Raw genomic sequence first — 24,313 nt, forward strand, 5'->3', positions numbered from 1 at the left:
GATTTACGTGTAGCGACGGCCGCAGCCGCCGGCCCGCAGGATGCCACCGCTGCGGCAGTCGTAGTAGTAACAGCCGCCGCCGCAGAGCGTGCTGGTCCACTGGATGCTGTAGCCGCTCGGGCACACCGGCCAGTTGCACGCCGCACTCGCCTTGGCCTTCGGCACGACCAGGCTCAGGGCCTTCTCGCCCAGCGTTTCCACGAAACGGATCATGTCAGGTCACCTCCCTCGATGGGTCTTTCGCCTCGACGCTAGGGAAGGCGGGTCCAGCGGGCGTACACAAGACATTCACACACGCTGAAGGATCTGTTGAAAGAGGTGGTGCAGCCGGGGTGCCGGGTCGACGCCGAGCCCGTCGCGCAGCGCCGCCTGCGCATCGCCGAAGCAGCGCAGCGCGGCGTCGATGTCGCCGGACCGGTCGAGCGCCGTCATCAGCAGCTCCCAGGAGCGTTCCCGCGCCGGATTCTCCGTGAGCACCGCTCGCAGTGTCGCGATGGCGGCGGTGGTCCGGCCGCTGAGCAGCGCCGCCTCGGCGAGGTCCTCGACGGCGTGCAGCCGCTGCTCCTCCAGCGCGGCGAGCCAGCCCGCGAGCGGTCCGAGCCGCTCCACACCGTGCGCGGCGTCGCCGCGCCAGAGCTGCTCGGCCGCACTGAGCAGTTGGTACGCCTCGTCCGGCACATCGTCCGCCAGCGCCCGGCCGCCCCGCTCGACGAGGTCCGCCCAGATGAGATGGTCCATCGCGGTCGGCGGCGCCTGGATCGAGTAGCCGGCATCGTGGGTGACGAGCCCGATCCCCTCGTGCTCGCCGATCAGCCCGCGCAGCAGGCAGGCGTAGGTGCGCAGGTTGCCGATCGCGGAGACCGGCGGCGACTCGTCCCAGAGTGCCCGGGTGAGCCGGTCGTAGGAGAGCACGTGCCCCGGGTGCAGGAGCAGCACCGCGAGCAGCGCTCTGGCCTTGCCGCGCCGGATCGAGACGGTGCCGTGTGGATGGAGAAGATCGACGGGTCCGAGTATCCGAAACAGCAAAGCAAGCCCCCATGCCAGTTGTAAACTTTCTAAACAGAATAGGTCGACCGGGCGTCATATCCATCCACCGGTGGATGTAAATCAACGGTGAATGTCGCCTCCATACGGTGCTGTTGAGCCGTTGTGGAGGAGAAGAGCCGTGCCTTACCTGATCGCCGCCGTCGTGCTCGTCGGACTGCTCGGCCTGCTGAACCTCGTGCTCAGCGCCGGGATCATCCGGCGGCTGCGCGAGCACACCGAGCTGCTCTCGGTCCGCCTCGACGTGGCCAATGTCTTCACCCGCGCCGTCGGCGACCGGATCACACCCGCCACCGCCACCGCGACGGACGGCACGACGGTCGCCATCGGCTCGGCGGATGCCCTGGTGCTCGGGTTCTTCACCACCGACTGCGAGACGTGCCACGAGCGGTTGCCCGAGTTCGTGGCCTACGCGAAGGACTTCCCACCCGGGCGGGACGGGATCACCGCCGTCGTCGTGGGTGCGCCCGAGGAGGTCTGGGAGATGGTGGACCGGCTGGAACCGGTGGCACGGGTCATCGTCGAACCGGAGTTCGGAGCGGTGCAGACTGCGGTCGGCGTACGGGGGTTTCCGGCTCTGTGCCTCATCGGGCCGGACGGGACGATCGTGACGGCTGGCGTACGCATCTCGTCCCTTCCCGTCGGCGCGGCCGCCTGACCGGTCCGGATGGCCCGTTCGCCGGAAATTGTCGGCCGTCGGCGCGAGGATGGCCGTTATGACGACGACATTCCCGCCAGGCGCACCCAACTGGCTCGACCTCGGCACCACCGATGTCGACGGCGCCCGGGACTTCTACGGTGAGATCTTCGGCTGGACCCTGGTCGACCTCGGCCCCGAGGCGGGCGGCTACGGGTTCTTCCTGAAGGACGGCAAGCAGGTGGCGGGCATCGGCCCGGCCACCGACGCGGACCGGGGCACCTCCTGGTCGACCTACTTCGCCACCGACGACGTCGATGCGGTCGCGGCCCGGGTCGAGACCCACGGCGGCAAGGTCATCGTGCCGCCGGAGGACGTGATGGACCAGGGTCGAATGGCGGTCTTCACGGACCCGGCCGGGGCGTTCTTCTCCAGTTGGCAGCCGGCCGCGCACCACGGCGCCGAGCTCGTCGCCGCGGTCGGCGCGATGGCGTGGGTCGAGCTCTCCACGACCGACGCCGCGGCGGCAGCCGCCTTCTATCCCGCGGTCCTGCCGGCGTCGGCCCGCGACATCGAGATGGGGCCGGGCATGACATACACCCTGCTCAACGTCGATGACCACGCCGTGGCCGGGATCATGCAGGTGGAGTCGGAGGCGCCTCGCTGGGGCGTCTACTTCGACGTCGCCGACTGTGACGCCGTGGCGGACCGGGCAATCTCGCTCGGCGCGACCGAGATGCTGCGCGAGGACTCCCCCGCCGGGCGGATGGCGACCCTCGTCGACCCGCAGGGCGGCATCTTCAGCATCATCAAGAGCAATCCGGACTTCGCGCCCTAATCACAAGATCGTCGCAACTCTTCAAGAGTTGTGCTTAAGGCCTGGCGGCCTGAAGCGACAACTCTTGAAGAGTTGCGACGATCTTGGGCGCTTTAGCGCTGGTCGAGGGGGATGAAGTCGCGCACCGGGGCACCGGTGTAGACCTGCCGCGGACGGCCGATCTTGGTCGCGGAGTCACCGATCATCTCGCGCCACTGCGCGATCCAGCCGGGGAGCCGGCCGAGCGCGAAGAGCACGGTGAACATCTTGGGCGGGAAGCCCATCGCCTTGTAGATGAGGCCGGTGTAGAAGTCGACGTTCGGGTAGAGCTTGCGCGAGACGAAGAAGTCGTCGGCGAGCGCGATCTCCTCGAGCTGCATCGCGATGTCGAGCAGCGGATCGGGCTTGGCCATCCGGCCGAGGACCTCCTGCGCCATGCCCTTCACGATGGCGGCGCGCGGGTCGTAGTTCTTGTAGACCCGGTGCCCGAAGCCCATCAGCTTGATGCCGTCCTCGCGGGCCTTGACCTTGCGGACGAAGGCCGCCACGTCACCGCCGTCGAGCCGGATCTTCTCCAGCATCTCCAGCACCGCCTCGTTGGCGCCGCCGTGCAGCGGGCCGGAGAGGGCGTTGACGCCGGAGGAGACCGAGGCGAAGAGGCTGGCGTGCGCCGAGCCGACCAGGCGGACGGCGGAGGTGGAACAGTTCTGCTCATGGTCGGCGTGCAGCACGAGCAGCAGGTCCAGTGCCTTCGCCATGACCGGGTCGATCTCATAGGCAGTGGCGGGCACGCCGAAGGTCATCCGGAGGTAGTTCTCGACATAGCCGAGCGAGTTGTCCGGGTAGAGCAGCGGCTGACCGATCGACTTCTTGTACGCATACGACGCGATCGTCGGCAGCTTCGCCAGGAGCCGGACCGTGGAGATCTCGACCTGGTCGTGGTCGAACGGGTCGAGGCTGTCCTGGTAGAAGGTGCCGAGCGCGCTCACCGAGGCGGAGAGCACCGACATCGGGTGCGCGTCGCGCGGGAAGCCCTCGAAGAACCGGCGCATGTCCTCGTGCAGCAGCGTGTGCACGCGAAGCCGGTCACTGAACTCGGTGAGCTGGGCCGCGGTCGGCAGCTCGCCGTACATCAGCAGGTAGGAGACCTCGATGAACGAGGACTTCTCCGCAAGCTGCTCGATGGGGTAACCCCTGTACCGCAGGATGCCCGCGTCACCGTCGATATAGGTGATCGCGGACGTGCAGGCGGCGGTGTTGACGAAACCGGGATCATAGGTGACGAAACCGGTGTCGCTCAAGACCTTGCTGATGTCGATTCCGCCCGGGCCGTCGACCGCGGGGCGCACCGACATCGACAGGTGTGAACCAGGGGTTTCCAGGCTTACATCCGCCACGACTTCCCTCACTTTGTCGGAAGATTGATTGGGCCCAAGACTTGAGCCAACATCACGGTACGCGGAGAATCGCGGCAAGGGTCCCCGAGATCAGTGAGGTGAGCATCACCTCGGCGATCATCGGTCCGCTCGGCGACTGCCTGCGGTCCAAGGCGATCAACATGGCCTGACGTCGATGTCTGGCCCGTATCTGATGCGATTCGGCCGAGCCTCCCACACTTTCAGCGCGGCGAACCACGCCGCCGTCATCATCTCCCGTGAACGAGCGTTCGCGCACCCCACTCGGGGATGTGTCGCATACCACGTCTGCAACGTTACGTTTCGCACACGGCAGATCCCGCCAAGATCGTCGCAACTCTTGAAGAGTTGGTCCTAAAAACCCGTTAGGACCAACTCTTCAAGAGTTGCGACGATCTTGGCGGTGGCCGCCTTCGCTAGGAGGTCAGCTTGGGGAGGACGTCGCGGCCGAAGACCTCGATCCACTCGGTCTGGTTGCGGCCGACGTTGTGCAGGTAGACCCGGTCGATCCCGGCGTCGAAGAACTTCTGGATCTCCGCCCGGTGCCGGTCCGGGTCGCTGGAGATCAGCATCCGGCCCTCGAAGTCCTCCGGGCGGACCAGCTTCGCCATCTGCTCGAAGTCGAATGGCGACCGGATGTCCTGCTTCGGGAATTTCATCCCGCCGGTCGGCCACTCCGTCACCGCGTTGGCGAGGGCTTCCTCGTCCGTCGGCGCCCACGACAGGTGCAGCTGCAGGATCTTCAGACCCGGTTCGCGACCCGCCTCCTTCACGCCCGCGTCGAAACGCTTCAGCAGCCCGGTCACCTTCTCGATCGGCGCGCCCGGGGTGATGATGCCGTCGACGGTCGCACCGGCCTTCTTCGCCGTGATCGGGCCGGCCGTCGCGACGTAGATCGGCGGCGGGGTCGCCGGGAGCGTCCAGAGCCGGCACGTCTCCAGCTGGAAGAACTGCCCCCTGTGCTTCACGTCCTTGCCGGTGAAGAGCTTCTGGATGACCTCGATCGCCTCCCACATCCGGGTCAGCCGCTCGTGCGCCTCCGGCCAGTAGCCGCCGACGATGTGCTCGTTGAGCGCCTCGCCCGACCCGAGCCCCAGCCAGTGCCGGTCCGGGTACATCGCGGCGAGCGTCGCCGAGGCCTGCGCCACCATCGCCGGGTGGAACCGGAACGACGGGCAGGTCACCCCCGGCCCGAGGTCGCCTCGGGTGCGCTCCCCCATCGCCGTGAGCACGTTCCACACGAAGGGCGCGTTGCCCTGCTGCGGCACCCACGGCTGGAAGTGGTCGGCGGCCATCACGCCCTGGAACCCGGCCGCCTCCGCCTGCACCGTGTAGTCGGTGACCTCCATCGGTCCGAACTGCTCCAACATCGCGGCGTAGCCGACGTGTGCCTGACTCATCCGGTTCTCCTACCCATGTCCGTTGTTCGGATGCTATCCGTGCAGGCCCGTCCGCCGGGATGGTCTGCGACGAATTACATGAGAACCAATCGGTGATGGGACGCACAAACAAGATCGTCGCAACTCTGGAAGAGTTGCGACGATCTCGGCGTAGGCGATCCTGGCGTTACCGGCCGCAGGTGTAGGTGGGTTCGGGGTCGTAGGTCCAGGTGAACCGGTCCCGCTGGACCACCTTCCCGTCCTTGCGCAGCACCCGCCACGCGTCCTGCGTGAAGCCCTCGCTGCCCGCCGTCGCGATGCAGTCCGGTCCGGCCTTCAGCGTCTTCTCCTCGGGCTGGCGGATGTCGCGCTTGGCGCCATATTCCGTGGTCACGCTGTCGTAGACCTTCGTCGACCACATGCTCACCGTGATCGAGTCCTTGGTGTAGGACGTGTCGATCAGGATCCCGTGGTCCGTCGTGTTCTGGAACTTCAGATCCAGGTCCGGGTAGAAGATCGTCGACTCGATGACGGCCGGGTAGCGCGAGAAGTAGTAGGAGTGCGGCTTGTGCTCGATGTCCTTGAGCCCGGCGTAGTAGGCCGCGTTGAACAGCGTCGTGGTGAACTGCGATGCCCCGCCGCCCACGCCCGGTACCAGCTTGCCCTCCATGATCACCGGTGCGTCGGAGTAGCCCTCGTCATAGCCGCGTACGCCGGTGCGGCCGTTGAGGGAGAAGGTCTCGCCGGGCTGCACGATCGCGCCGTCGACCTCCTTCGCGATCTGCACGATGTTCTTGCTCCGCGCCGTGCCGAGGCCGCCGCTGAAGCGGGTGGTGAAGCTGGAGACCTGCTCACGGATGCCGAGCTTGGCCAGCTCACCGTCGGTGGTGCCCGGCTCGACGGTCTTCATCGCCGCGCGGACGGACCGAGCCGTGCCGAGCGGCAGCACCGGCAGCAGATCCTTGGCGAGCTGCGCCGCGTCGACCAGGACGCCGCCGGTGCTCGCCACCACCTTAGGCGCGCCACCGTCGGCGGAGACGCTCGCGTTCTTCGGCTGGGTCTCGACCTTCGCCAGCTCCGTGCTCAGGGCCGCGCGCAGCTTCTTCTCGTCGACGTGCGGGGTGAGCCGCCCCTCGGCATCGGCGTCGATCACGAGGCTCGCCGCGATCGCCTTCGGCGTCGCGGTCAGGGTGCCCTTGTCGGTGGTGACCGTCACCGGCCCGGCGACGGCGGGAGTGGCGAGTTCGGCGAGCAGCCGGTCCACGTCGGCGGTGGTGCTGACCGGCGCGATCTCGGTGAGCGGCACGGTCACGTCGTCGGCGCGCAGCCAGGCCGCGCGAACGGCGTCGGCGGTGCTCGCGGGATCGAGCCCGCGCCCCGCCTTCGGGTGCACGGCCGTGGGCGTGGTGCCGGCGAAGGTGATCGCGGGCATCGTCATCGCGGTGCCGACCTTGGCGGCGGCCGGCGTGAGCGCGGCCATCAGGCGGGTGCCGTCGACCCCGACGACCGGCTCGACCTCGGCGTCCCGGCCGAAGATCGAGGCGAGCGCCGTGAGCGGGTTGCGGGCCGTCGCGGCGGCCGCGTCGATCGTGGCGTCGACGTCGACGGTGAGGCCGACATCCTCGGGCTGCACCGTGGCGTTCTCGTCGGCGATGTGCACGGTCAGCGGCTTGGCGAGCCGCTCCGAGCGGGCGGCGAGCCCGGCCCGCAGCGCGTCGGCCGCCTCGGCCCGGGTCCGGCCGCCGATCTGGATGCCGAGCACGGTGACACCCCGGGGCACGTCGGCGACGTTGGCATAACCGACGGCGGCGATGCCGAGCACGAGCACGGCGGCGACACCGGCGGCCAGCCAGCGCCTGCGCGAGGAGACCGAGCGGAGCGTGGGGGCGGAGAGCAAGACGGGCACCTCATCATCGAGCGGACGGACGGCGCCCCACGCTAGCCCGACATACCCTATGAGCCCAGATTTGAGTGGCTAATGAGATATGCCTGATATTTCTGGTCCCACTGCTCCGCCCGGCTGTGGCCGATCTCTCGCCGATAGGCGACCGCCGCCGCCAGCAGCGGTAATGCGCGTTGGCGGTCGTCGCCGAGCAGGCTGAGGCCCAGCTGCCACTGGCACTCGGCCTCGCCGCCCCGGTCGCCGAGGGTCCGCAGCCCGGCCAGCGCCCGCTCCAGCGAGATCCGAGCCCGCTCCGGCTCACCCGCCGCGGCGAGGCAGGCACCCCGCGCGCGCAGCCCGGTCGCCTCGGCATGCGGAGCACCGATCTCCCGCGCGATCGCCACCGCCGCCTCGCCGTGCTTGAGCCCCTCCTGCTGCTGCCCGAGCGCCGCTGCGGCGAGCGCCAGATCGGCGAGCACCCGGGACTCCCCGTGCCGGTCGCCGAGGGCGCGGATGATGGCGAGCGAACGTTCGAGCAGGGCACCGGCGGGGAGCGGATCACCGGCCGCGAGGTGGGCGGCGCCGATGTCGGCGAGCACCGCGGCCTCGCCATAGGCGTCGCCGAGCCGTCGGGCGATGGCGAGCGCCGGCTGCAGCTCGGCCAGGCCCAGGTCCGTCTCGCCCAGGCTCACGCGGGCCCGCCCCAGGTTGCAGCGTGCCATCGCTTCACCCCGAAGATCATCCATCTGGTGTACGAGCACCAGCTGCTCCTCGTGCAGACGCAGCGCCCGGTGCGGGTCCCCGAGGAGCAGGTGGGCGTTGCCGAGATTGTTGAGCGCCCGCGCCTGCCCGGCGATGTCCCCGGCGGCACGGAGCAGGTCGAGCTGCTCGCCGAACGCGGCGATGGCCCGGCCCGCGTCGCCCAGGTCGAGGTGGAGCTGGCCGAGCCGGTTGAGCACGACACCCTGGCCCCGATCGTCGCCGAGCCGTCGGGCGGCCTCCAGCGCCCGCTCGGCGAAGGGTGCGATCTCGTGGCGCCGGTCGTAGCGCATGAACCCGATGTGGTGGTAACTCGCCGTGGCGTCCGCGACGAGCAGCCGATCCCCCTGCTCGGCACCGGCGTGCTCCGCAGCCCAGGCCCGGGCGGCGTCGAGGTGCGGGCGCTCGGTGTCGAAGGAGGCGAGCGCCGTGCCAACCGCATCCCCGCCGGACAGGTAGTCCCGCTGGATGGATTCCGCGGTCCGCAGGCACGCCTCGGCGTACCGCCACATCGCGGCCTCGACCTCCCCCGCAGCCGCCAGGTGCCCGGCCGCCAGCTCACGGACCAGGTCGTGCAGCCGCCACCGCCGCCGGATCGGGTCATAGCCGACGAGGCTGCGGCGCAGCAACAGGCGGCACGCCTCGCCGACATCACCCGGCGCCCGCACCACCTCGGCCGCGAGCTCGGAGCCGAAGTCCGCGACGAAGACGCTGAGCTGCCGGAAGACGGCCCGGGCCGGATCGTCGAGCCGGTCGTAGCTCAGGCTGAGCGAGGCCTCGATGTCGAGGTGCGCGTCGTCGGGGTCGCGCAGACGGGCCAGCGGGCGGCACCGGTCGAGCAGGGCCGCGATGTGCTCGGCGACCGGCAGCGCGGGGTCGTTGGCGAGCAGGCCGCCGCTGATCCGCAGCGCGAGCGGCAGGTAACCGCAGGCCCGGGCGATGGTGCGGGCCTGCGCATCGGAGACGCGGTCGCAGATGGTCCGCAGCATCCGGACCGCCTCGACCTCGGCGAACTGCTCCAGGTCGACCGCCCGCATGCCGGGCAGGGTGAAGCGCTGCCGGCTCGTCACCAGCAGGGCGCTGCCGGCGGGCGGGAGCAGATGGCGTACCTGGCCGGCGTCGCACGCGTCGTCGGCGACGATGAGCACCCGCTGCCCGCCCAGCACCGAGCAGTAGCGCCGCTGCAGCGTGTCGAGGTCGTCGTCGAGCCGGGCGTCCGGGGTGAGGGCGTGGATGATCTGCCGCAGCGCCTGCGCCGGTGGCAGCGGTTCGGCGCCCACCCCGTGCAGGTGCACGACGAGCTGGGCATCGGGATAGGTGTCGCGGACCCGGTTGGCGGCGAGGAGGGCGAGCTCGGTCTTGCCGATGCCCGCCATGCCGCGCAGGCCGATGATCGGCGCGTCCCGGGTGCTGCGCAGCGCCGCCAGCACGGCCTCCAGCTCCGCGGACCGCCCGACGAAGTCACCGGCGGGAGCTCGGAGCTGGCAGCGGGAGGGTGCGGGCGGCTCCGGCTGGGGCGTCAGCCACGGGCAGAGGTGCTCCCGATCGGGGTGGTAGGGCGGCAGCTCGCCGCCGAGCACCGCGAGCCGGGGATAGCCGGCCGCCACGAGCAGCTCGTCGGTCTCGTCGCGGGAGAGTGAGAGCACCCTGGCGATCTGCAGCATCGGCCGCCAGTGGCGCGGGCGGCGGACGGTCCCGTCGCGCCAGTTGTCGATCGCCGTCCGCGGGATGCCGGTGAGCTTGCTCAGGGTCTTGGAACCGACGCCGGAGCGGCGCATCACCCCGCCGAGAGCCTCACTGAGAGCCATCGGCGCCTCCCCCCGCAGCAGCGCCGAACCCGGCACGAACACCGGCATGATATCCAACTCGAACGATTTGTCGATCAACGCCGAGTTCACCACGGCAGAAGACCGCCACAACCACAAGATCGTCGCAACTCTTGAAGAGTTGGTCCTAAAACCCCCTGAGGACCAACTCTTCAAGAGTTGCGACGATCTTGTGGTGCTGGATCGGGGGCCGAGCAGGCAAGGCGCCCGGCCCCCGATCCTCCGCACCCGCCCACACCGCGGGCTATTACTGCGGTGAGCGAGGACATTCGACCGCGGCGTCCTCCTGCGTCAGGCGCCGCAATCCGGCGAGCAGGTTGTCCCCGACGATCGTGCCGATGACCACGCCGTAGACGAGGTCGGCGGGGTCGTGGATCCGGCCGCGGACCAGGCTCATGTCGACCTGGGCGATGAGTTCGGCCGCCTCGGCGTACCCGTCGATGTAGGTGATCGGCTCCTCGACCCCGAGCTGGCGCAGGGTCGCGACGACCTCGGCCACCGCGCGCCTCGCCGGGGCCGTTTCGCTGATCCGCCAGCCGCGCCGGGCGACGAGGTCGTCGACCTCCCGTTCGGCTGCGGCGATCCGCTCCTCGCTCGGGTGGTGCTCGCGCGGGCCCATGCTCATCAGCGCGTGGCCCAGGACGTTGGGCAGGTCGGGCTCGGGCTGGTCGGCCCGGGCGAGCAGCTCGCGGATCGCGGCGATCGGCAGGCGGCCGACCTCGACGAGCGCACGCACCAGCCGCAGCCGCCGCAGGTGCTCGGTGCCGTAGCGCGCCTGGTTGGCGCTGGTCAGCTCACCCGGCGGGAGCAGGTGCTCGCGCAGGTAGTACTTGATGGTCGGGACCCGGACGCCGGAGCGCTTGCTGAGTTCGGCGATGCGCATCAGCGCTTCCCCGACGCCATGGTCAGTCCGATAACGACGGCACCTATTTCGATCTTGCGTGTCGCGTTCACCGCGCCACCACCTTCCTCGGCTTTTTCGTGCCGGTACGCCGCTGGTCGCTGCGGCGCGCCGCCGATCCGGTGCCGTCGTCGGGCGACGGACCGGTCGTGCTGTCGGTGCCGGGCACCATTCCCGGCGGGACGGGCAGCGGCGGCTCGCCCATCCGGGGCCACTCCACGGTGGCGAGGAGCTGGGCGGCGTGCGCGCGCATCGCCGCGAGGTCCTGGTGCACGGCGACCCGCTTCGCGGCCAGCTCGTCGGCGACCTCGAAACCCGGCCGGTAGTCGTCGTCGCCGATCTCCCAGCTGGGCCGTTCCGGTGCGATGAGCTGGAGCGCCTCGGTCTGGCAGTCGTCGTTGTAGTAGATCGCCGCGATGTCGACGGGCATGAAGACCCGGCCGACGAAGCGCTCGCTGGGGTCATAGGGACCGTCGGCCTTCGCCACCGCGGCGGCTGCGGCGACCGGCTCGGCCACGGGCGCGGCATCGGCTTCGGAGACCGCCTCGGCGGGGTCGCCGAGCTGGTTGATCCAGGCGAGGAGGTCCTGGTCGCCGACGTTGGCGAGCTTGCCGAGGTCGGCACCCTTCGGCGTCCTGGCCGACTGCGCGGACCTGCCGGGTGCGGCGGGCTTGGCCGAACCGGTCTTCGCCGTCGCGGACCTGGCCGTCGCCTTGGCCGGCGGGGTGGCCTTGGACGTCGCCGCCCTCGCGGCGCCGGTGCTCTTGGCAGCTCCGGCGCCCTTGGACCGGGTCGCCGGCCGGCGCGGCGGCGCTTGCGCCACGGAGTCCCCGGCAGGGTCGGCCCCATCGGGCGCGGCGGACTCCGCGATGCTCTCGCGCTCGGCCACCGCCGAGATCTCCGGCCCGGTCGGGACATCGGGCACGAGCACCGGCGCCGCCACGTCGCTCGCCTCGGCGACGGCCTCCGGCCGGACCGCCTCGGCGGGCACCTCGGGCAGAGCCCGGGCGGTCTTCGCCGCGGCCTTCACCGCCTTCGCATCAGCCCCGGCTGCGGCCTTCTCTGCCTTCGCCTCAGCCTTCGCCGCGAACGCCTTGGCCTTCGCATCGGTCTTGGCAGCGACCTCCTCGGCCTTCGCGGCGACCTTCGCAGCCCTGGCTGCGGCCTTGGCCTCCGCTCTCGCGGCACGCCTGGCCCGGCGCGTCGGGGCCGCGGGCCCGACCTCTGCATCCACATCGGACGCTGCTGCGGCGCGGCGCAGTTCGAGCCAGCGCCGACGCGGCGCCTTCCCCTCGGACGCGGCCGCCGACGCCTCGTCGTCGCCGTCCGCTTCGTCGTCCACATCGGATTCGGCGTCGTACGTCTCGGGCAGGTCATCGGCCGGGGGCGACACGATCACCACATCGGCGACCTCGCCCTCGATGACCGTCTCGACAACCGTCTCGATGACCGGGGCACCGTCGCGGACCCCGGCCGGTACGCCGACGAGCTCGACGACGCCGACCACCGACCTCGACTGCTTCGCCTTCGCCTTCGCGGCCTTGACCATCTTCAGCTCGGCCCGCAGGTTGGCGGGCTCTATCCCGAGTTCGAGCTGCCGCCGGTCGATCTGCACCCGTCGCTTCCTGATGCCCAGCTCGACCAGCCAGCCCATCCGGTGCTGCCCCGGCCGCAGGTGGGTGGGGACCGCCGCCTCAGCCCACGACGTGCGCTTGAGCCGCCACACCTTCACCTTGTTGATCTCATATGCCGCCCGCAGCGCGAGGCGTTGCAGCACGCCGACGACGATGGCACCGGCACCGAAGGCCGCACCGAGTTCGGCGATGTTGAACAGGTCGGTCATGTGTGCTCAAGCTCCCTGAGTGACGACATTCGGCGCCGCGACGGGCTGCTGGGTCACGCCTGCACGCCCCGCTCGGCCGGCCGCCCGTAGAGGGCTGCTCCGACCGAGAGGAGCTGCGGCTCCTGTGACGCCCAGTAGCCCAGCGGCGCGCGCAGCAGCACAGCCTGGCGGGTAACGACCTGGTCGTTGGCCCACAGGGCGGTGACACCGTGTTCGCGGAGATAGGCGACCACGTCGGCGTGAATGCTCTCTGCCTCGGTGGCGAGCCGCTCCAGTTGCGCGATGGTCAGCACGGGAATCGCCTCCTTGATGATCGGCTGAGAGACCGGATCGTGATTGGTTCCATCGTCACTGCATCGACACCTCTGCACATCTCGGATGTTGCTCACCATGCGCATCGGATCGCTCCGCAGGAGACAGGCGAAGTCGCTGGTCACGTTCTGCAGCAAAGCGTGGCCATCTCGCTGCGCGAGGCCACGCTTTGCTGCAGAACGTGCCGGGCGCGACGCAAAACGTGCCAGGGGCGCGACCCGGGGCGCGGGCGGCGGTCAGCCGTGGGTGACCACTGCCACCGCGACCGGCTCGGGTACGCCGCGCAGCATCGTCACGAACGTCGCCACCCGCCACGGCCCGGCGCCGAGCAGCACCCAGCGCCCCGGCCCGTACGCGGCCGGCGTGATCGGGGTGGCCGGGAGCTGACCGGCCTTCTGCAACGCCTCCAGCGCGGACCAGATCCGGGTGGCCGCCACCGACAGCGACTCACCCGCCTCCGACGCGACGAGGTCGGCGAGACCGAGGTGGCGCCCGAGCAGCCCGGACCAGGCCTCGCGCCCCCGATCGATGACGGCTTCGAGATCGCAGCCGGTGGCGTGCGGTGCCGCGACGGCGAGGGTGACCCCGGCGCCGTGCGACGCGGAGACCGCCCAGCCGCCGTCGACCTCGGGCCGCCCGTCGGGGCGGTAGCGCACCGTCACCGGCCGGTCGAAGACGCGCGACAGGGCGAGCGCGGTGTTCTGCCGACGCCGGGTCGGGTCGGCGTCGGGCTCGATCGCGACCGCGCCGCCGAAGCCGATCAGCTCGGCGAGTACGCGTTGCAGATAGGGACCGAGGAGCTGCGGCACCCACGGACCGGTGCCGCTGAGCGGGCGGACCGCCTGCAGCCGCAGCCCTTCCCAGCGCTCCACGACGGTCTGTCCGGAGCGGACCTCGACGTCGTAGCGGTAGCTGTCACCGTCGCGGTGCCGCTCGACGGCGCGGAAGGTCACGAATCCGGCCCGCGCACCGGCCGGGGCCAGCCAGATCCGGTCGACCGCGGTGGGCAGCAGCGTCGCGTCGGGTACGCAGACCTGGATGCCGTGCATCACCGCGTCGCGCTGACCGGGGTCGCCGAGGAGCAGGGTCGGCGGCAGGAAGGGGCCGAACCAGTCGTCGGTGCCCTCGGGCGGCCCGGCGACGTCGGCGGCGCAGTCCCGGGCCGAGACCCGGTGGTAGCGGACCAGCCGTTGGAAGCGCCTGCCCTGGAAGAGCAGGTCGTCGTAGAGGTCCTCGGCGGGCTCCAGCGGTACCGGCGGCAGCGTGCCCGGCCCGGGCGGGATGATCGGCAGCGAGACCGGGACGGGGACCGTCGCCATCGCCGGTACGCCGGAGCGGTCGGGCAGGCGGGCCGGGGAGCCGGAGAGCCCGTAGCGCAGTCGAGCCCGGAAGTGGTCGGCCGCGAAGCCCGTCTCCTCGCTGCGGATCACCAGCTCCGCCTCGGTGCCGGTCCGGTCGACCACGGCGGCGATCCGGATCGTGGTCGAGCCGCGCCGCTTCACGATGATGGGCCGCAGGAACTCGGCGCCCTCGATGACGGGCGGGCCGGGCAGCCCGGTCACGGCGGCGCCGACCTGGGCCATCGCCTCCATCCCGAGCACGGCGGGGAAGAGCAGGTCGCCGTCGAGCAGGTGGTCGGCGAGGTAGGGGTCGGCGTCGGGGGTGAGGACCGCCTCGACGACGAGCTCCACGCCCGGGTAGTCGACGAGCACCCGGTCGAGGAAGCGCATCAGCGGCAGCTCCCGGGCCGGGAAGCGCAGCGTGGGCAGCCCCTGCGCCCGGCCGGTGACGAGCAGGACCGGTGGTACGTCGGGTGCGTCGACGATCATGCGGAGCACCTCGATGGCGTCGTCGATCGCGAGCGGCACGATGCCGTCGCGGAGCAGGGTCTCGACGACGCCGAGGCGCTCGCCCATCCCCGCGCCGGACCAGACCGACCACTCCAGGCAGACCGTGCGGCAGTCCGGGTGCGCGGCGGCGAAGCGGGTCGTCGCGTCGGCGAGCCAGTCGTTGGCGACGGCGTAGTGCGCCTCGCCGCGCAGCCCCGCCCGACCGATGATCGAACCGAACGTGACCAGCAGTTTCAGCCGGTCCGGCCGGACCGAGTCGAGCACTGCCGCGAGCCCGTCGACCTTCGGCGCCAGCGCGGCGCGGAACGCCTCGGCGGTGAGTCCCGGCAGCGTCGCCGGGATGTTGTGGCCGGCGCCGTGCAGGATCGCCGTCACCGGTCCCAGCACCGACTCGACCTCCGTCAGCGCCGCGAGCACGGCGGCCGGGTCGGTGAGGTCGGCCCGGACATAGTGGACGGTCGCACCGGCGGCCGCGAACCGCTCCAGGTTGGCGGCGAGCTCCGCGTCGGTCGCCGGGTCCGATCGGCCGAGCAGCGCCAGCCGGGCTCCGCCGCGGACGGCGAGCGCCAGCGCGCACTCGGCCGTGATCCCCTTGCCGCCACCGGTGGCGAGGAGCACGTCGGCAGCTCCGAGCCTGGCCTTCGGTCGGCGGTCCGGGCTCACCGGTCGCCAGAGCCGATGCACGGGGGTACGCCGTGAGCCGTCCCCGGCGTACCCGACATCGGCGAAGCCGGCCGTGGCCGCGACGTCGGCGACCAGTTCGGCCACGACGGCGTCGGCCGGCGCGACGTCGATGACGGTGGTCCGCACGGCGGGCGCCTCGTGGTGGAGGGTCTTGGCGAGCCCGGCGAGACCCCGCCCGTGCTGGACCAGGACGAACCGCTCGACGCCGTCCTCGAGGGCCGCGTGCGCCGCGGCGAGGGCGAGCCCCACCTGCTCCTCCCCCGCGTCGGACGGCAGGCAGAGCAGCACACCGCCGCCGAGTCCGGCGAGCGTCAGCGCCTCGTGCAGCGGAGCGGCGAGCGGGTGACCGGCGTCGGCGAAGAGCCGCCAGGCGCCCCCGGTCGGACCTTTACGCGGGGTGGGCCGGGTGGCGGGAGCGGACTCGGCGGCGAAGGCGCGCACCCAGCGGGCGGCACCGGCGACGTCGGCCCGGCCGGTGGCGCTCTCCCGCTCGTCCCGGCCGATCGCCGCGAGCGCCTCGACGAGCTCGGCCACGGTCGCGGTGGCGTAGCTCGACGTGACCTCGGGAGCGCCGAAGCCGAGCTGGGCCGCCGCCTGCGCCATCAGCTGCCCCACGGTGATGGAGCTCAGGTGCAGGTCGGCGACGAGGCGCAGGTCGGGCTGGACGACCGACAGCGGCAGCTCCACCCGCTCGGCGATGAGTCGGGAGAGCAGTTCGAGCGTGTCCCCGGCCGACGACTCCGGCCCCGTGCTGTCCATGAACGTATCCCTCCAGCGTCGCCCGCCTCGGCGCCCACCGCCCGTCGGTGACATTGAATGATCCCAATGAAACGCCCGCCCCTCGTCGCCGACAAGGCGCAGGGGCGGGCAATACCTCAGAAGTGTGACTGGATGCGCTGCCGCCAGATCTCGAACGCGGGCTCGTCGCCGTCGTCCGGGAGGGCAGCCTTCTCCATCTCCGTGATCTTGCCGGCCTCCTCCGGCGTCATGCCGCAGAGGATCCCCGTCGCGACCGGGGTGTGCTCGGTGACGAGCCCGGCATAGACCCTGGCCTGGGCACCGAAGGTGGAACCCTGCGCGAGCTGCGGCCGGTACTGCCCGGCGACGCGGCGCAACTCCGTCAGCTCCTCCTCGGTGACGCCACCGGCGTAGGTGGCGGCGAGGCCGATGCCCGCCCACAGGTCGGGCTGGCGGTCCGGCGCGAAGCGGCCGATCAGCGACGCGGCGAGGCCGGGGTTGGCGCCGGCGACGAACCACATCGCCCGGCCGATCCCCTGGTCGATCCCGCGCTGGGCGTAGTTGCCGGTGACACCGGCCGGCCAGCGCAGCGGCGGGCCGACGAGCTGCTGGTGCACGTACTGGTTGGTCTTGAAGTAGGCGTGGTAGAAGCCGTACCCGTCCATCACCAGCCAGCGCAGCAGGGGATCCGGGGCGTCCACGTTGGACCAGCAGAACCTCGGCAGCTTCGCCAGGGCCCAGCCGATCCCGACATACGCCATGTAGATGTGCGGCTCGCCGGGGCCCTCGAGGAACTGGCGTACCCGGCCGCCCCGGTTGCCCGGCATCCCGTCCAGCACCGCGAAGCCCATGCCCGCGCCCTCGAAGGCGAAGCCGCGGAACGGCCGGTCGACCGCGTCCAGCACGGCGGTCGCGGACTGCACGTCCTTCGACCGCAGGGCCGCCTCGAACCCGTCCAGGAAGGTCGCGCCGACATTCTCCAGCCGCAACCGGGTCGCCTCGTCCTTGGCGAAGAACCCGCGACGCGCCAGCGTCGTCTCGATCCTGTTAGGAGTGAAAAGACGCGTGCGCGCCTCTCGCAACAAGCTAGCCACCGCAAAACCCCCAAGCACCGCACCCAACGACCACAACCGATACACCCACGCTAAACATCGCCCAAGAGTGGATCTTCTCCGCAATTGCTCAACCAGCGCTATTCGCCCTACCGGGCGACGATGATCGACCCTTCGACCGGACCGGTGAGATTTGTCATATATTTCTCCCTGGTGCATCAGACGACCAACTACTCATTTCGTGCGCCGCACCCCCTCGTCCGGTCGGCGCCCGCAGCCCGCTCACCCGCCAATGTGGACCGTCGAACGGTCTTCGGCGCCTCATCCGTACCGTCAGGTAACCATCGACGTGTTTCTCATTCGTTATCCCCACGGACAACCATGATGACCTAGTATTGAATCAACCATTGCCGATGGAAGGTCGGGTGACGGCACGAACGGAGAAGTACTCGGACATGCACTGATGCACAATCGACTAGCTCATCGAACCAAGTTGATATTCGAACTAACGGTTCACTAGAGACAGGACAGACGGTGACTCAAGTGCCCGACGTTATCTCCGACCTGACCGCCGACGGCGACGAGATCGATCAGCTCGTCGCCAATCTGGACGACGCCGAATGGGCGCTGGAAACCCCGGCGGTCGGATGGACGATCGCCCATCAAATCGCGCATCTCGCCGCGACTTTTCGATTGGCCGGAATGGCCGCTGGACAGCCGGAGACCTTTCGTGCTGTGACCTCCCGGATGAGCGGTGACTTCGACGCCAACGTCAACGCCGCGCTCGCGGAGTTCCTCGCGGAGCCGAAGCCGGTGCTGCTCTCCCGCTTCCGGGCCGAGCGCGCCACGGCGGAGAAGGCCCTCGCCGCCGTCCCCGCGGGCGAGGTCGTCCCCTGGCTGGTCCGGCCGCTGCCGGGCCCGGTGCTCGCCGCAGCCGGGATGATGGAGCTCTTCGGGCACGGCCAGGACATCGCCGACGCGCTCGGCGTCGAGCGGACCCGCACCGACCGGCTGGGGCACCTCGTCGGCTTCGCCGTGCGGACCTGGGACTTCGGTTACCAGGCGCGCGGCATCGCCACTCCGGAGCTCGAACTCCGCTTCGAGATCACCTCGCCGTCGGGCACGCTGTGGGAGTTCGGCCCGGCCGACTCCACGCAGCGGATCAGCGGCCCCGCCGCCGACTTCTGCCTGCTCGTGACGCGCCGCCGCCACCGCGACGACCTGGCGCTCACCGCGGTCGGCGCCGAGGCCGACCGCTGGCTCGACATCGCCCAGGCCTACCGGGGACCGGCCGGACCCGGCCGCACGCCCGGCCAATTCGCCAGTCCGGGGCCGCGATAGGACAGGTCCACGACGGGAGATGACAGCCGGCGGTGGTGTCCGCGAAACACCATCGGGCCGGACCTACGAGTTCCATTCGCGACGAGTGCGGATCGACCAATACAGCAGATCTCGATTCGCATCGATCGCCGCACAACGTATCGAGCCTGGGGAATGCTATGGAAGACACCATAAAGAAGGCCGTCGGCCGAGTCATCGAGGCCATCCAGAAGGATCTCGGTGAACAGCACAGCGTGGACGAGATGGCTCGCACCGCGATGTTCAGCAAGTTCCACTTCTCTCGGATCTTTCAGCGCATCACCGGGATATCCCCCGGGCGTTTCCTGATGGTCATGCGGCTGCACCGCGCCAAGCAGTTGCTCCTGTCCACCTCGCTGAGCGTCACCGAGATCACCCATGAGGTCGGCTACACCAGCATCGGCACCTTCAGCTCGCGCTTCAGCAGCAGCGTCGGCGTCTCGCCGAGCACCTACCGGCGGCTCGGCGGCGTCACCCCGCGGGTCCCGGTCGATCACCGCTGGACGGTTCTGGAGCCCCCGGCCGCGACGATCCACGGAGAGGTACGCGCGGCCGACACGATCACGGACACCATCGGCTACGTCTTCGTGGGCCTCTTCCGCGACCCCGTGCCGCTGGGCCTGCCGGTGCGCTGCGTGATCCTGGACAGCGTCGGCCAGTTCACCCTGGAGAACGCGCCCACGGGCAGCTGGTACGTGCTCGCCTACTCCTCCATCGACGGCAACGACGCGCTCGCCGTCCCCGCGGAGCAGAACGCGTTGGTGGGTTCCTTCGGTCCGCTGACGATTCGCAATGACACCGTCTCCGTCAAAGCGGACATCCGGCTCCGGCCGATGAACGCGTTCGACCCGCCCGTCCTGCTCGCATTGCCCGATCTGTAGGAGTTTTGTTTCGCTACTGACCGTTCTGGCACTGGCCAAACCATTCCTTTTACGGGCCACCCGCATAAGATGGTTCAGTGTCGATACGAACGTACGGCCAGGACTGCTCGGTGGCCCGCTCGCTGGAGATAGTCGGCGAGCGGTGGACCATCCTCATCATCAGGAACGCGCTGCTCGGCGAATGCCGGTTCGACACGTTCCTCAACAATCTGGGACTTGCCCGCAACATCCTCACGGAGCGACTGAACACCCTGGTCGAGAGCGGCATCTTCGAGCGAGTGCCCTACCAGCAGCGACCGCTGCGGCATGAGTACAAGCTCACCCCCAAGGGTCAGGAGTTCGGCTCCGTCGTCCTGTCACTGATGCAGTGGGGCGACAAGTACCTCGCCGGCAAGGCGGGCCCACCGCGGACCACGGAGCACGTGAACTGCGGTGGGTCCACCGAGGTGCACGTCATGTGCACCAAGTGCGGCGAGTCCGTGCACCCCGGCGACGTGATCACCCACCTCGTCACCCCGCCGCCGATCACCCGGGCGGTGCGGGTCGCCACTCGCACGCGGCAACCGGCCACTCGTACCCGCCGGCGGTCGCCATAGGGATAGTTGCAGATCGATACTAATAAATTAATAGATTCGTAAGAACTTCGCAATTGACAAGAGGCAATAGGAAACGGTCGGACCAGACAATGGCGGGGCATATCCTTCTAGGAGGTCCCGATCATGGTCATTGCGGCTCCCATATCTCCACTGGCGCCCCATCCCCTACTCGTTTTCCTCGTCGGTCTCGTCGTTCTGCTCCTCCTCGCCAAGCTGCTCGGTCGGCTGGCGGAGCGCCTCGGGATGCCCGCGATCGTCGGTGAGCTCATCACCGGACTGCTGATCGGGCCGTCCCTGCTCGGCCACTTCGCCCCGCAGATCTCGGGTTGGCTGCTCCCCGCCGTGCCGGAGCAGATCCACCTCCTCGACGCGGTCGGCCAGCTCGGCGTCCTGCTCCTCGTCGGCATCACCGGTACCCACCTCGACCTCGGCATGCTGCGCCGCCAGGGCGGGACGGCGGCGCTGGTGAGCCTCTGCGGCCTGATCATCCCCCTCGGGCTCGGCATCCTGCTCGGCGCCAACCTGCCCGCCTCGGTCACGAAGGGCGGCTGGGTCTTCGCGCTCTTCCTCGGCGTCGCGATGTGCGTCTCCGCGATCCCGGTCATCGCCAAGACCCTGTCGGACATGAAGCTGCTGCACCGCAACATCGGCCAGCTCACCCTCGCGGCGGGCATGATCGACGACGCGGTCGGCTGGCTGCTGCTCTCCGTCGTCGCCGCCGCCGCCACGGTCGGCGTCAGCATGGGCAACGTGACGCTCTCGGTCGTCTACCTCGTCGGCTTCGTCATCCTCGCCGCGACGCTGGGCCGGGTGCTCGTCCGCAAGGTCATGACGGCCGCCTCGAAGTCCGAGGAGTCCGGCCCGGCCGTCGCCGCAGCCGTCATCATCGTGCTGCTCGGCGCGGTGACCACCCACTCCCTCGGCATGGAGCCGGTCTTCGGCGCCTTCGTGGCGGGCATCCTGATCACGACCTCGCCCGCCGCCCAGGTACGCCTCGCGCCGCTGCGGACCGTGGTGCTCTCCGTGCTCGCCCCGCTCTTCCTCGCCACCGCCGGCCTGCGGATGGACCTGACCGCCCTCTTCGACCCGACGATCGCCCTCACCGGTCTCGCCGTGCTCGCCGTCGCGATCATCGGCAAGTTCGCCGGCGCCTACCTGGGTGCCCGGTTGAGCAAGCTCAGCCCCTGGGAGGGGATCGCCCTCGGGGCCGGCATGAACGCGCGGGGCGTCATCGAGGTCATCGTCGCCCTCACCGGTCTGCGCCTCGGCGTCCTCAACACCGCGACCTACACGATCATCGTGCTCGTCGCCATCGTCACCTCGCTGATGGCACCGCCGCTGCTGCGCCTGTCGATGAAGCGGGTGGCGCACACCGAGGACGAGCGCCTGCGCAAGATCGATCACGACACGTGGCACGGCGTACGCGGAGGTCGCACCGAGTCGGCCACCGACGGCCCGGACCTCGTCGCACACCAGGCAGCGGCGTAGGCACAGGTGAACTCCGCCGCTCCTGGCCCGGCCGGCCAGGTGCGGCGAGTCACTTCTGCGGGTTGCGCGGATAGGTCCGGGGCAGCCCGGCCCCGAGGGGGTAGCGGTACTCGGACTCGGGCTCCGGCTCGGCGAAGTCGAACTCCTCGATCCGGCCCGGGTCGATGTTGGGGGCGTACTCGGCGGCGAGCTGGATCGCCTTGCGGGGGGAGAGATCCAGCGGGGCGAGGTCGAAGGGGCGCAGGCTCACCTGGTCCACCCCTCCGGCAGCTGGCGGGCGAGGTTGCGGACGGCGCGGTACTGCAGGGCCTTGACGGCGGACTCGTTCTTGCCCATCACACCGGCCGTCTCGGCGAGGGAGAGGCCGCGCAGGAAGCGCAGGACCATGACGTCGTGCTGGTCGGGGGCGAGGTCGTTGAGCAGACGCAGCACGGCCACGTTGTTGAGGTGCTCGGTGACCGTCTCCTCCGGCCGGGCCTCCAGGTCGCTGGAGGCGCGGGTGTCGTCGCGGCCGTCACCGCTGGCGATCTCGAAGCGGCACCGGCCCGACTTGTAGTAGTCGGCCACGATGTTGCGGGTGATGGCGAGCAGCCAGGCGCCGATGTCGGTGCCCTGCCAGGTGAAGGTGTTGATCCGCCGGAGAACGCGCACGAAAACGTCGGCCGCCAGGTCCTCCGCGATAGTAGGGTTGCCTACGCGCCGGTAGATGAACCTGAAGACCAGGCCGTGGTACTGCTCATAGAGGCCGGCGAAGGCGTTGGAGTCGCCCGCAATCGCTCGCGTCACCACATCGGGTGCGTCGAGGACGGGCGCCGTCATGACGCGGCCCGGCTGACCCGGTCGGGACCGGCTATTGACGACCGTAGCGGGCCGTCCGCGTCGAGCTCTTTCAAAGCCGCTGCCCGCGGGCCGTGCAGCCCGCTCGGCAATGCGGATCTGCTGTCGAAATCGCACATGCCGCAAGGGTCACACCCGCTGTGATACGCGGCATCTTCAATGTTGCGGTGCGGCACAACGTATTTCGTCACCCCCGCCGGGCAGGCTTCGCACGTTCGAAGATGCCCAGTGGCGACGGTCGATGTCATTGTCTGGTAGCTGGCACCGAACTATCCATTCGGGTCGCCGGCGAAATCGTCGTGCATTCAATTCATCCGTGGTGTGGCGGTTGGTGCGACGCATTGCTAGCTGACGTGAACAGGAAGGAATGGTATTGGACACCAATGCTCCGACGCGCGAACAACTGGTTCGTCGCGCCGCCGACCTCGTGCCGGTGCTCCGCAAGAACTCGGCCTGGTCCGAGGAGAACCGCCGCGTGCACGACGACGCGATCGAGGCGCTGGCCGAGGCCGGCATCTTCAAGATGCGGGCACCGAAGCGCTACGGCGGCTTCGAGTCGGACACCCGGACGCTGGTGGAGGTCGCGGCCGAGCTCGGCCGCGCCGACGGTTCCACCTCCTGGACCGCCTCGGTCTACTGGATCCCGACCTGGATGACCGGCCACTTCCCGGACCACGTCCAGGACGAGGTCTTCTCGACGCCGGACGTCCGGGTCTGCGGCACGCTGAGCCCGACGGCGATGGCGACCCCGGTCCCCGGTGGCGTCGTCGTCAACGGCAAGTGGGGCTTCATCAGCGGTGCGCTGCACGCGCACTGGCAGGAGATCGTCGCGATCCAGGTCGGGCCGGACAGCGAGCCGATGCCGATCCTGGCACTGGTCCCCATGTCGGACCTGCAGATCGTGGACGACTGGTACACCTCCGGTCTCAAGGGCACCGGCAGCGTGAGCACCGTCGCCAACGAGGTCTTCGTACCGAGCGACCGCATCCTGCCGCTCGGCGCGATCATCCAGGGCCAGGGCGCGTCGCAGGCGAACGCCGACGCGGCGATCTACCGGGCCCCGCTGCTGCCGGTCGCCTCGGCATCGTCCGTCGGGACCATGGTCGGGCTGGGCCGGGCAGCCCTGGAGGCGTTCCTGGAGCGGCTGCCGGACCGCAAGATCAGCTACACCAACTACGCGAGCCAGGGTGAGGCTCCGCTGACCCACCTGCAGGTCGCCGACGCCGCCACGAAGATCGACGAGGCGGAGTTCCACGCGTTCAGCCTGGCCGACCTCGTCGACACCAAGACGAGCACCGGCGCGCAGTGGACGCTGCAGGAGCGGGTCAAGGCCCGGGCCAGCATGGGTGCGGTGGGCCGTCGGGTGAAGGAGGCGGTCGACATCCTCGCCTCCGCCAGCGGCGGCTCGTCGATCTACAGCGACGTGCCGATCCAGCGCATCGCGCGGGACATCCAGGCGGTCAGCCTGCACGCCCTGATGCACCCGAACACCAACGCCGAGCTCTACGGCCGCGTCCTGTGCGGCCTCGAGCCGAACACGCTCTATATCTGACCTCCGCCCGATCCATCGACGGGAAGATGAACGATCATGACTGAGACCAGCACCGCCACCACCTCTGCCGACCAGCTCGCCGTCACGGCGCTCACCCAGCGGGTCATCGCCGCCTGGGCCGAGCACGACGCGAAGTCCTTCGCCGACGTCTTCACCGAGGACGGCACGATGATCCTGTCGGGCCTGTTCAAGAAGGGGCGCGACGACATCCGCCAGCACATGGCGGAGGCGTTCGCCGGGCCCTACCAGGGCACCCGGGTCACCGGCCAGCCCATCGACATCAAGTTCTTCTGCGAGGACTCCGGCGTCCTGATCACCCAGGGCGGCGTACTGGCCCCGGGTGAGTCCGAGGTCGCCGCCGAGCACGCGATCCGCGCGTCGTGGGTCGTCGTCAAGCAGGAGGGCCAGTGGCGGCTCGCCGCCTACCAGAACAGCCCGAAGGGCACCGCCGCGTAAGCGAC

At 70.0% G+C, this 24,313-nt stretch carries 21 protein-coding genes; 8 read left to right on the forward strand and 13 right to left on the reverse strand.

The window, feature by feature from the left end; all coding sequences use genetic code 11:
- Window positions 1–3: 3 nt before the first annotated feature.
- On the reverse strand, window positions 4–213 hold the full coding sequence (locus tag F4553_RS16600; protein ID WP_184837035.1) for a hypothetical protein: 210 nt from the start codon (window positions 211–213) through the stop codon (window positions 4–6).
- A gap of 75 nt (window positions 214–288) precedes the next feature.
- On the reverse strand, window positions 289–1,026 hold the full coding sequence (locus tag F4553_RS16605; RefSeq protein WP_184837037.1) for an AfsR/SARP family transcriptional regulator: 738 nt from the start codon (window positions 1,024–1,026) through the stop codon (window positions 289–291).
- A gap of 139 nt (window positions 1,027–1,165) precedes the next feature.
- Between F4553_RS16605 and F4553_RS16610 the strand changes: the two genes are divergently transcribed.
- Together F4553_RS16610 and F4553_RS16615 are read left to right on the forward strand one after the other, a co-directional pair.
- Window positions 1,166–1,702 (forward strand): thioredoxin domain-containing protein, encoded by a 537-nt coding sequence (locus tag F4553_RS16610; RefSeq protein WP_184837039.1) that lies wholly within the window; start codon window positions 1,166–1,168, stop codon window positions 1,700–1,702.
- Window positions 1,703–1,760: 58 nt separating this feature from the next.
- Window positions 1,761–2,519: a VOC family protein gene (locus F4553_RS16615; protein ID WP_221469920.1), complete on the forward strand. Its 759-nt coding sequence runs from the start codon at window positions 1,761–1,763 to the stop codon at window positions 2,517–2,519.
- A gap of 92 nt (window positions 2,520–2,611) precedes the next feature.
- On the opposite strand, the gene F4553_RS16620 is transcribed toward F4553_RS16615, so the two are convergent.
- The 9 genes from F4553_RS16620 to F4553_RS16660 form a co-directional block, all read right to left on the reverse strand.
- Entirely contained in the window at window positions 2,612–3,895 is a 1,284-nt protein-coding gene (locus tag F4553_RS16620) for a citrate synthase (protein ID WP_184837043.1), read from the reverse strand.
- A gap of 434 nt (window positions 3,896–4,329) precedes the next feature.
- Complete coding sequence (locus F4553_RS16625) at window positions 4,330–5,313, reverse strand: TIGR03557 family F420-dependent LLM class oxidoreductase (protein ID WP_184837046.1); 984 nt, start codon at window positions 5,311–5,313, stop codon at window positions 4,330–4,332.
- 166 nt (window positions 5,314–5,479) lie between these two features.
- Window positions 5,480–7,189, reverse strand: coding sequence for a VanW family protein (locus F4553_RS16630; protein WP_246466371.1), 1,710 nt, complete (start codon window positions 7,187–7,189; stop codon window positions 5,480–5,482).
- Window positions 7,190–7,245: 56 nt separating this feature from the next.
- Window positions 7,246–9,741, reverse strand: coding sequence for an ATP-binding protein (locus tag F4553_RS16635; protein WP_184837048.1), 2,496 nt, complete (start codon window positions 9,739–9,741; stop codon window positions 7,246–7,248).
- Between the two features lie 265 nt (window positions 9,742–10,006).
- Entirely contained in the window at window positions 10,007–10,642 is a 636-nt protein-coding gene (locus F4553_RS16640; RefSeq protein WP_184837050.1) for a MerR family transcriptional regulator, read from the reverse strand.
- Between the two features lie 67 nt (window positions 10,643–10,709).
- Entirely contained in the window at window positions 10,710–12,503 is a 1,794-nt protein-coding gene (locus F4553_RS16645) for a hypothetical protein (protein WP_184837051.1), read from the reverse strand.
- A gap of 53 nt (window positions 12,504–12,556) precedes the next feature.
- Window positions 12,557–12,940, reverse strand: coding sequence for a hypothetical protein (locus tag F4553_RS40160; protein ID WP_221469922.1), 384 nt, complete (start codon window positions 12,938–12,940; stop codon window positions 12,557–12,559).
- 111 nt (window positions 12,941–13,051) lie between these two features.
- Window positions 13,052–16,108: an SDR family oxidoreductase gene (locus F4553_RS16655; protein ID WP_184837055.1), complete on the reverse strand. Its 3,057-nt coding sequence runs from the start codon at window positions 16,106–16,108 to the stop codon at window positions 13,052–13,054.
- A gap of 116 nt (window positions 16,109–16,224) precedes the next feature.
- Window positions 16,225–17,181: a DUF1702 family protein gene (locus F4553_RS16660; RefSeq protein WP_312875238.1), complete on the reverse strand. Its 957-nt coding sequence runs from the start codon at window positions 17,179–17,181 to the stop codon at window positions 16,225–16,227.
- A gap of 492 nt (window positions 17,182–17,673) precedes the next feature.
- Here F4553_RS16660 and F4553_RS16665 point away from each other — a divergent pair, with 492 nt between their 5' ends.
- The 4 genes from F4553_RS16665 (at window position 17,674) to F4553_RS16680 (ending at window position 21,463) form a co-directional block, all read left to right on the forward strand.
- Window positions 17,674–18,480 carry a TIGR03084 family metal-binding protein gene (locus F4553_RS16665; protein ID WP_184837059.1) on the forward strand — a complete coding sequence of 269 codons (807 nt, stop codon included), beginning with the start codon at window positions 17,674–17,676 and terminating at the stop codon, window positions 18,478–18,480.
- Window positions 18,481–18,638: 158 nt separating this feature from the next.
- Window positions 18,639–19,379: a helix-turn-helix domain-containing protein gene (locus tag F4553_RS16670; RefSeq protein ID WP_184837061.1), complete on the forward strand. Its 741-nt coding sequence runs from the start codon at window positions 18,639–18,641 to the stop codon at window positions 19,377–19,379.
- Between the two features lie 77 nt (window positions 19,380–19,456).
- On the forward strand, window positions 19,457–19,975 hold the full coding sequence (locus tag F4553_RS16675; RefSeq protein ID WP_184837062.1) for a winged helix-turn-helix transcriptional regulator: 519 nt from the start codon (window positions 19,457–19,459) through the stop codon (window positions 19,973–19,975).
- A 123-nt stretch (window positions 19,976–20,098) separates the two neighbouring features.
- Window positions 20,099–21,463, forward strand: coding sequence for a cation:proton antiporter (locus F4553_RS16680; protein ID WP_184837064.1), 1,365 nt, complete (start codon window positions 20,099–20,101; stop codon window positions 21,461–21,463).
- A 49-nt stretch (window positions 21,464–21,512) separates the two neighbouring features.
- Here the strand turns inward: F4553_RS16680 and F4553_RS16685 are convergent, their stop codons facing one another.
- A complete protein-coding gene (locus tag F4553_RS16685; protein ID WP_184837066.1) occupies window positions 21,513–21,713 on the reverse strand; it encodes a hypothetical protein in 201 nt (66 codons plus the stop codon).
- Window positions 21,710–22,282: a sigma-70 family RNA polymerase sigma factor gene (locus tag F4553_RS16690; RefSeq protein ID WP_184837068.1), complete on the reverse strand. Its 573-nt coding sequence runs from the start codon at window positions 22,280–22,282 to the stop codon at window positions 21,710–21,712. The genes F4553_RS16685 and F4553_RS16690 overlap by 4 nt, the downstream gene beginning before the upstream one ends.
- A gap of 385 nt (window positions 22,283–22,667) precedes the next feature.
- On the opposite strand from F4553_RS16690, the gene F4553_RS16695 reads away from it, so the two are divergent.
- Entirely contained in the window at window positions 22,668–23,852 is a 1,185-nt protein-coding gene (locus F4553_RS16695; protein WP_184837069.1) for an acyl-CoA dehydrogenase family protein, read from the forward strand.
- 36 nt (window positions 23,853–23,888) lie between these two features.
- Window positions 23,889–24,308, forward strand: coding sequence for an SgcJ/EcaC family oxidoreductase (locus F4553_RS16700; RefSeq protein WP_184837071.1), 420 nt, complete (start codon window positions 23,889–23,891; stop codon window positions 24,306–24,308).
- Window positions 24,309–24,313 lie beyond the last annotated feature (5 nt).

Origin of the sequence: Allocatelliglobosispora scoriae, assembly GCF_014204945.1 — a bacterium.
Classification (GTDB): Bacteria; Actinomycetota; Actinomycetes; order Mycobacteriales; family Micromonosporaceae; genus Allocatelliglobosispora; species Allocatelliglobosispora scoriae.

What these genes read in the sequence shown, in the direction of transcription:
- F4553_RS16700 (WP_184837071.1), top strand. Translation starts at nt 23,889, where the DNA reads ATGACTGAGACCAGCACCGCCACCACCTCTGCCGACCAGCTCGCCGTC.
- F4553_RS16645 (WP_184837051.1), bottom strand. Translation starts at nt 12,503, where the DNA reads ATGACCGACCTGTTCAACATCGCCGAACTCGGTGCGGCCTTCGGTGCC.
- F4553_RS16670 (WP_184837061.1), top strand. Translation starts at nt 18,639, where the DNA reads ATGGAAGACACCATAAAGAAGGCCGTCGGCCGAGTCATCGAGGCCATC.
- F4553_RS16640 (WP_184837050.1), bottom strand. Translation starts at nt 10,642, where the DNA reads ATGCGCATCGCCGAACTCAGCAAGCGCTCCGGCGTCCGGGTCCCGACC.
- F4553_RS16615 (WP_221469920.1), top strand. Translation starts at nt 1,761, where the DNA reads ATGACGACGACATTCCCGCCAGGCGCACCCAACTGGCTCGACCTCGGC.
- F4553_RS16635 (WP_184837048.1), bottom strand. Translation starts at nt 9,741, where the DNA reads ATGGCTCTCAGTGAGGCTCTCGGCGGGGTGATGCGCCGCTCCGGCGTC.
- F4553_RS16600 (WP_184837035.1), bottom strand. Translation starts at nt 213, where the DNA reads ATGATCCGTTTCGTGGAAACGCTGGGCGAGAAGGCCCTGAGCCTGGTC.
- F4553_RS16695 (WP_184837069.1), top strand. Translation starts at nt 22,668, where the DNA reads ATGGTATTGGACACCAATGCTCCGACGCGCGAACAACTGGTTCGTCGC.
- F4553_RS16680 (WP_184837064.1), top strand. Translation starts at nt 20,099, where the DNA reads ATGGTCATTGCGGCTCCCATATCTCCACTGGCGCCCCATCCCCTACTC.
- F4553_RS16690 (WP_184837068.1), bottom strand. Translation starts at nt 22,282, where the DNA reads ATGACGGCGCCCGTCCTCGACGCACCCGATGTGGTGACGCGAGCGATT.
- F4553_RS16655 (WP_184837055.1), bottom strand. Translation starts at nt 16,108, where the DNA reads ATGGACAGCACGGGGCCGGAGTCGTCGGCCGGGGACACGCTCGAACTG.
- F4553_RS16625 (WP_184837046.1), bottom strand. Translation starts at nt 5,313, where the DNA reads ATGAGTCAGGCACACGTCGGCTACGCCGCGATGTTGGAGCAGTTCGGA.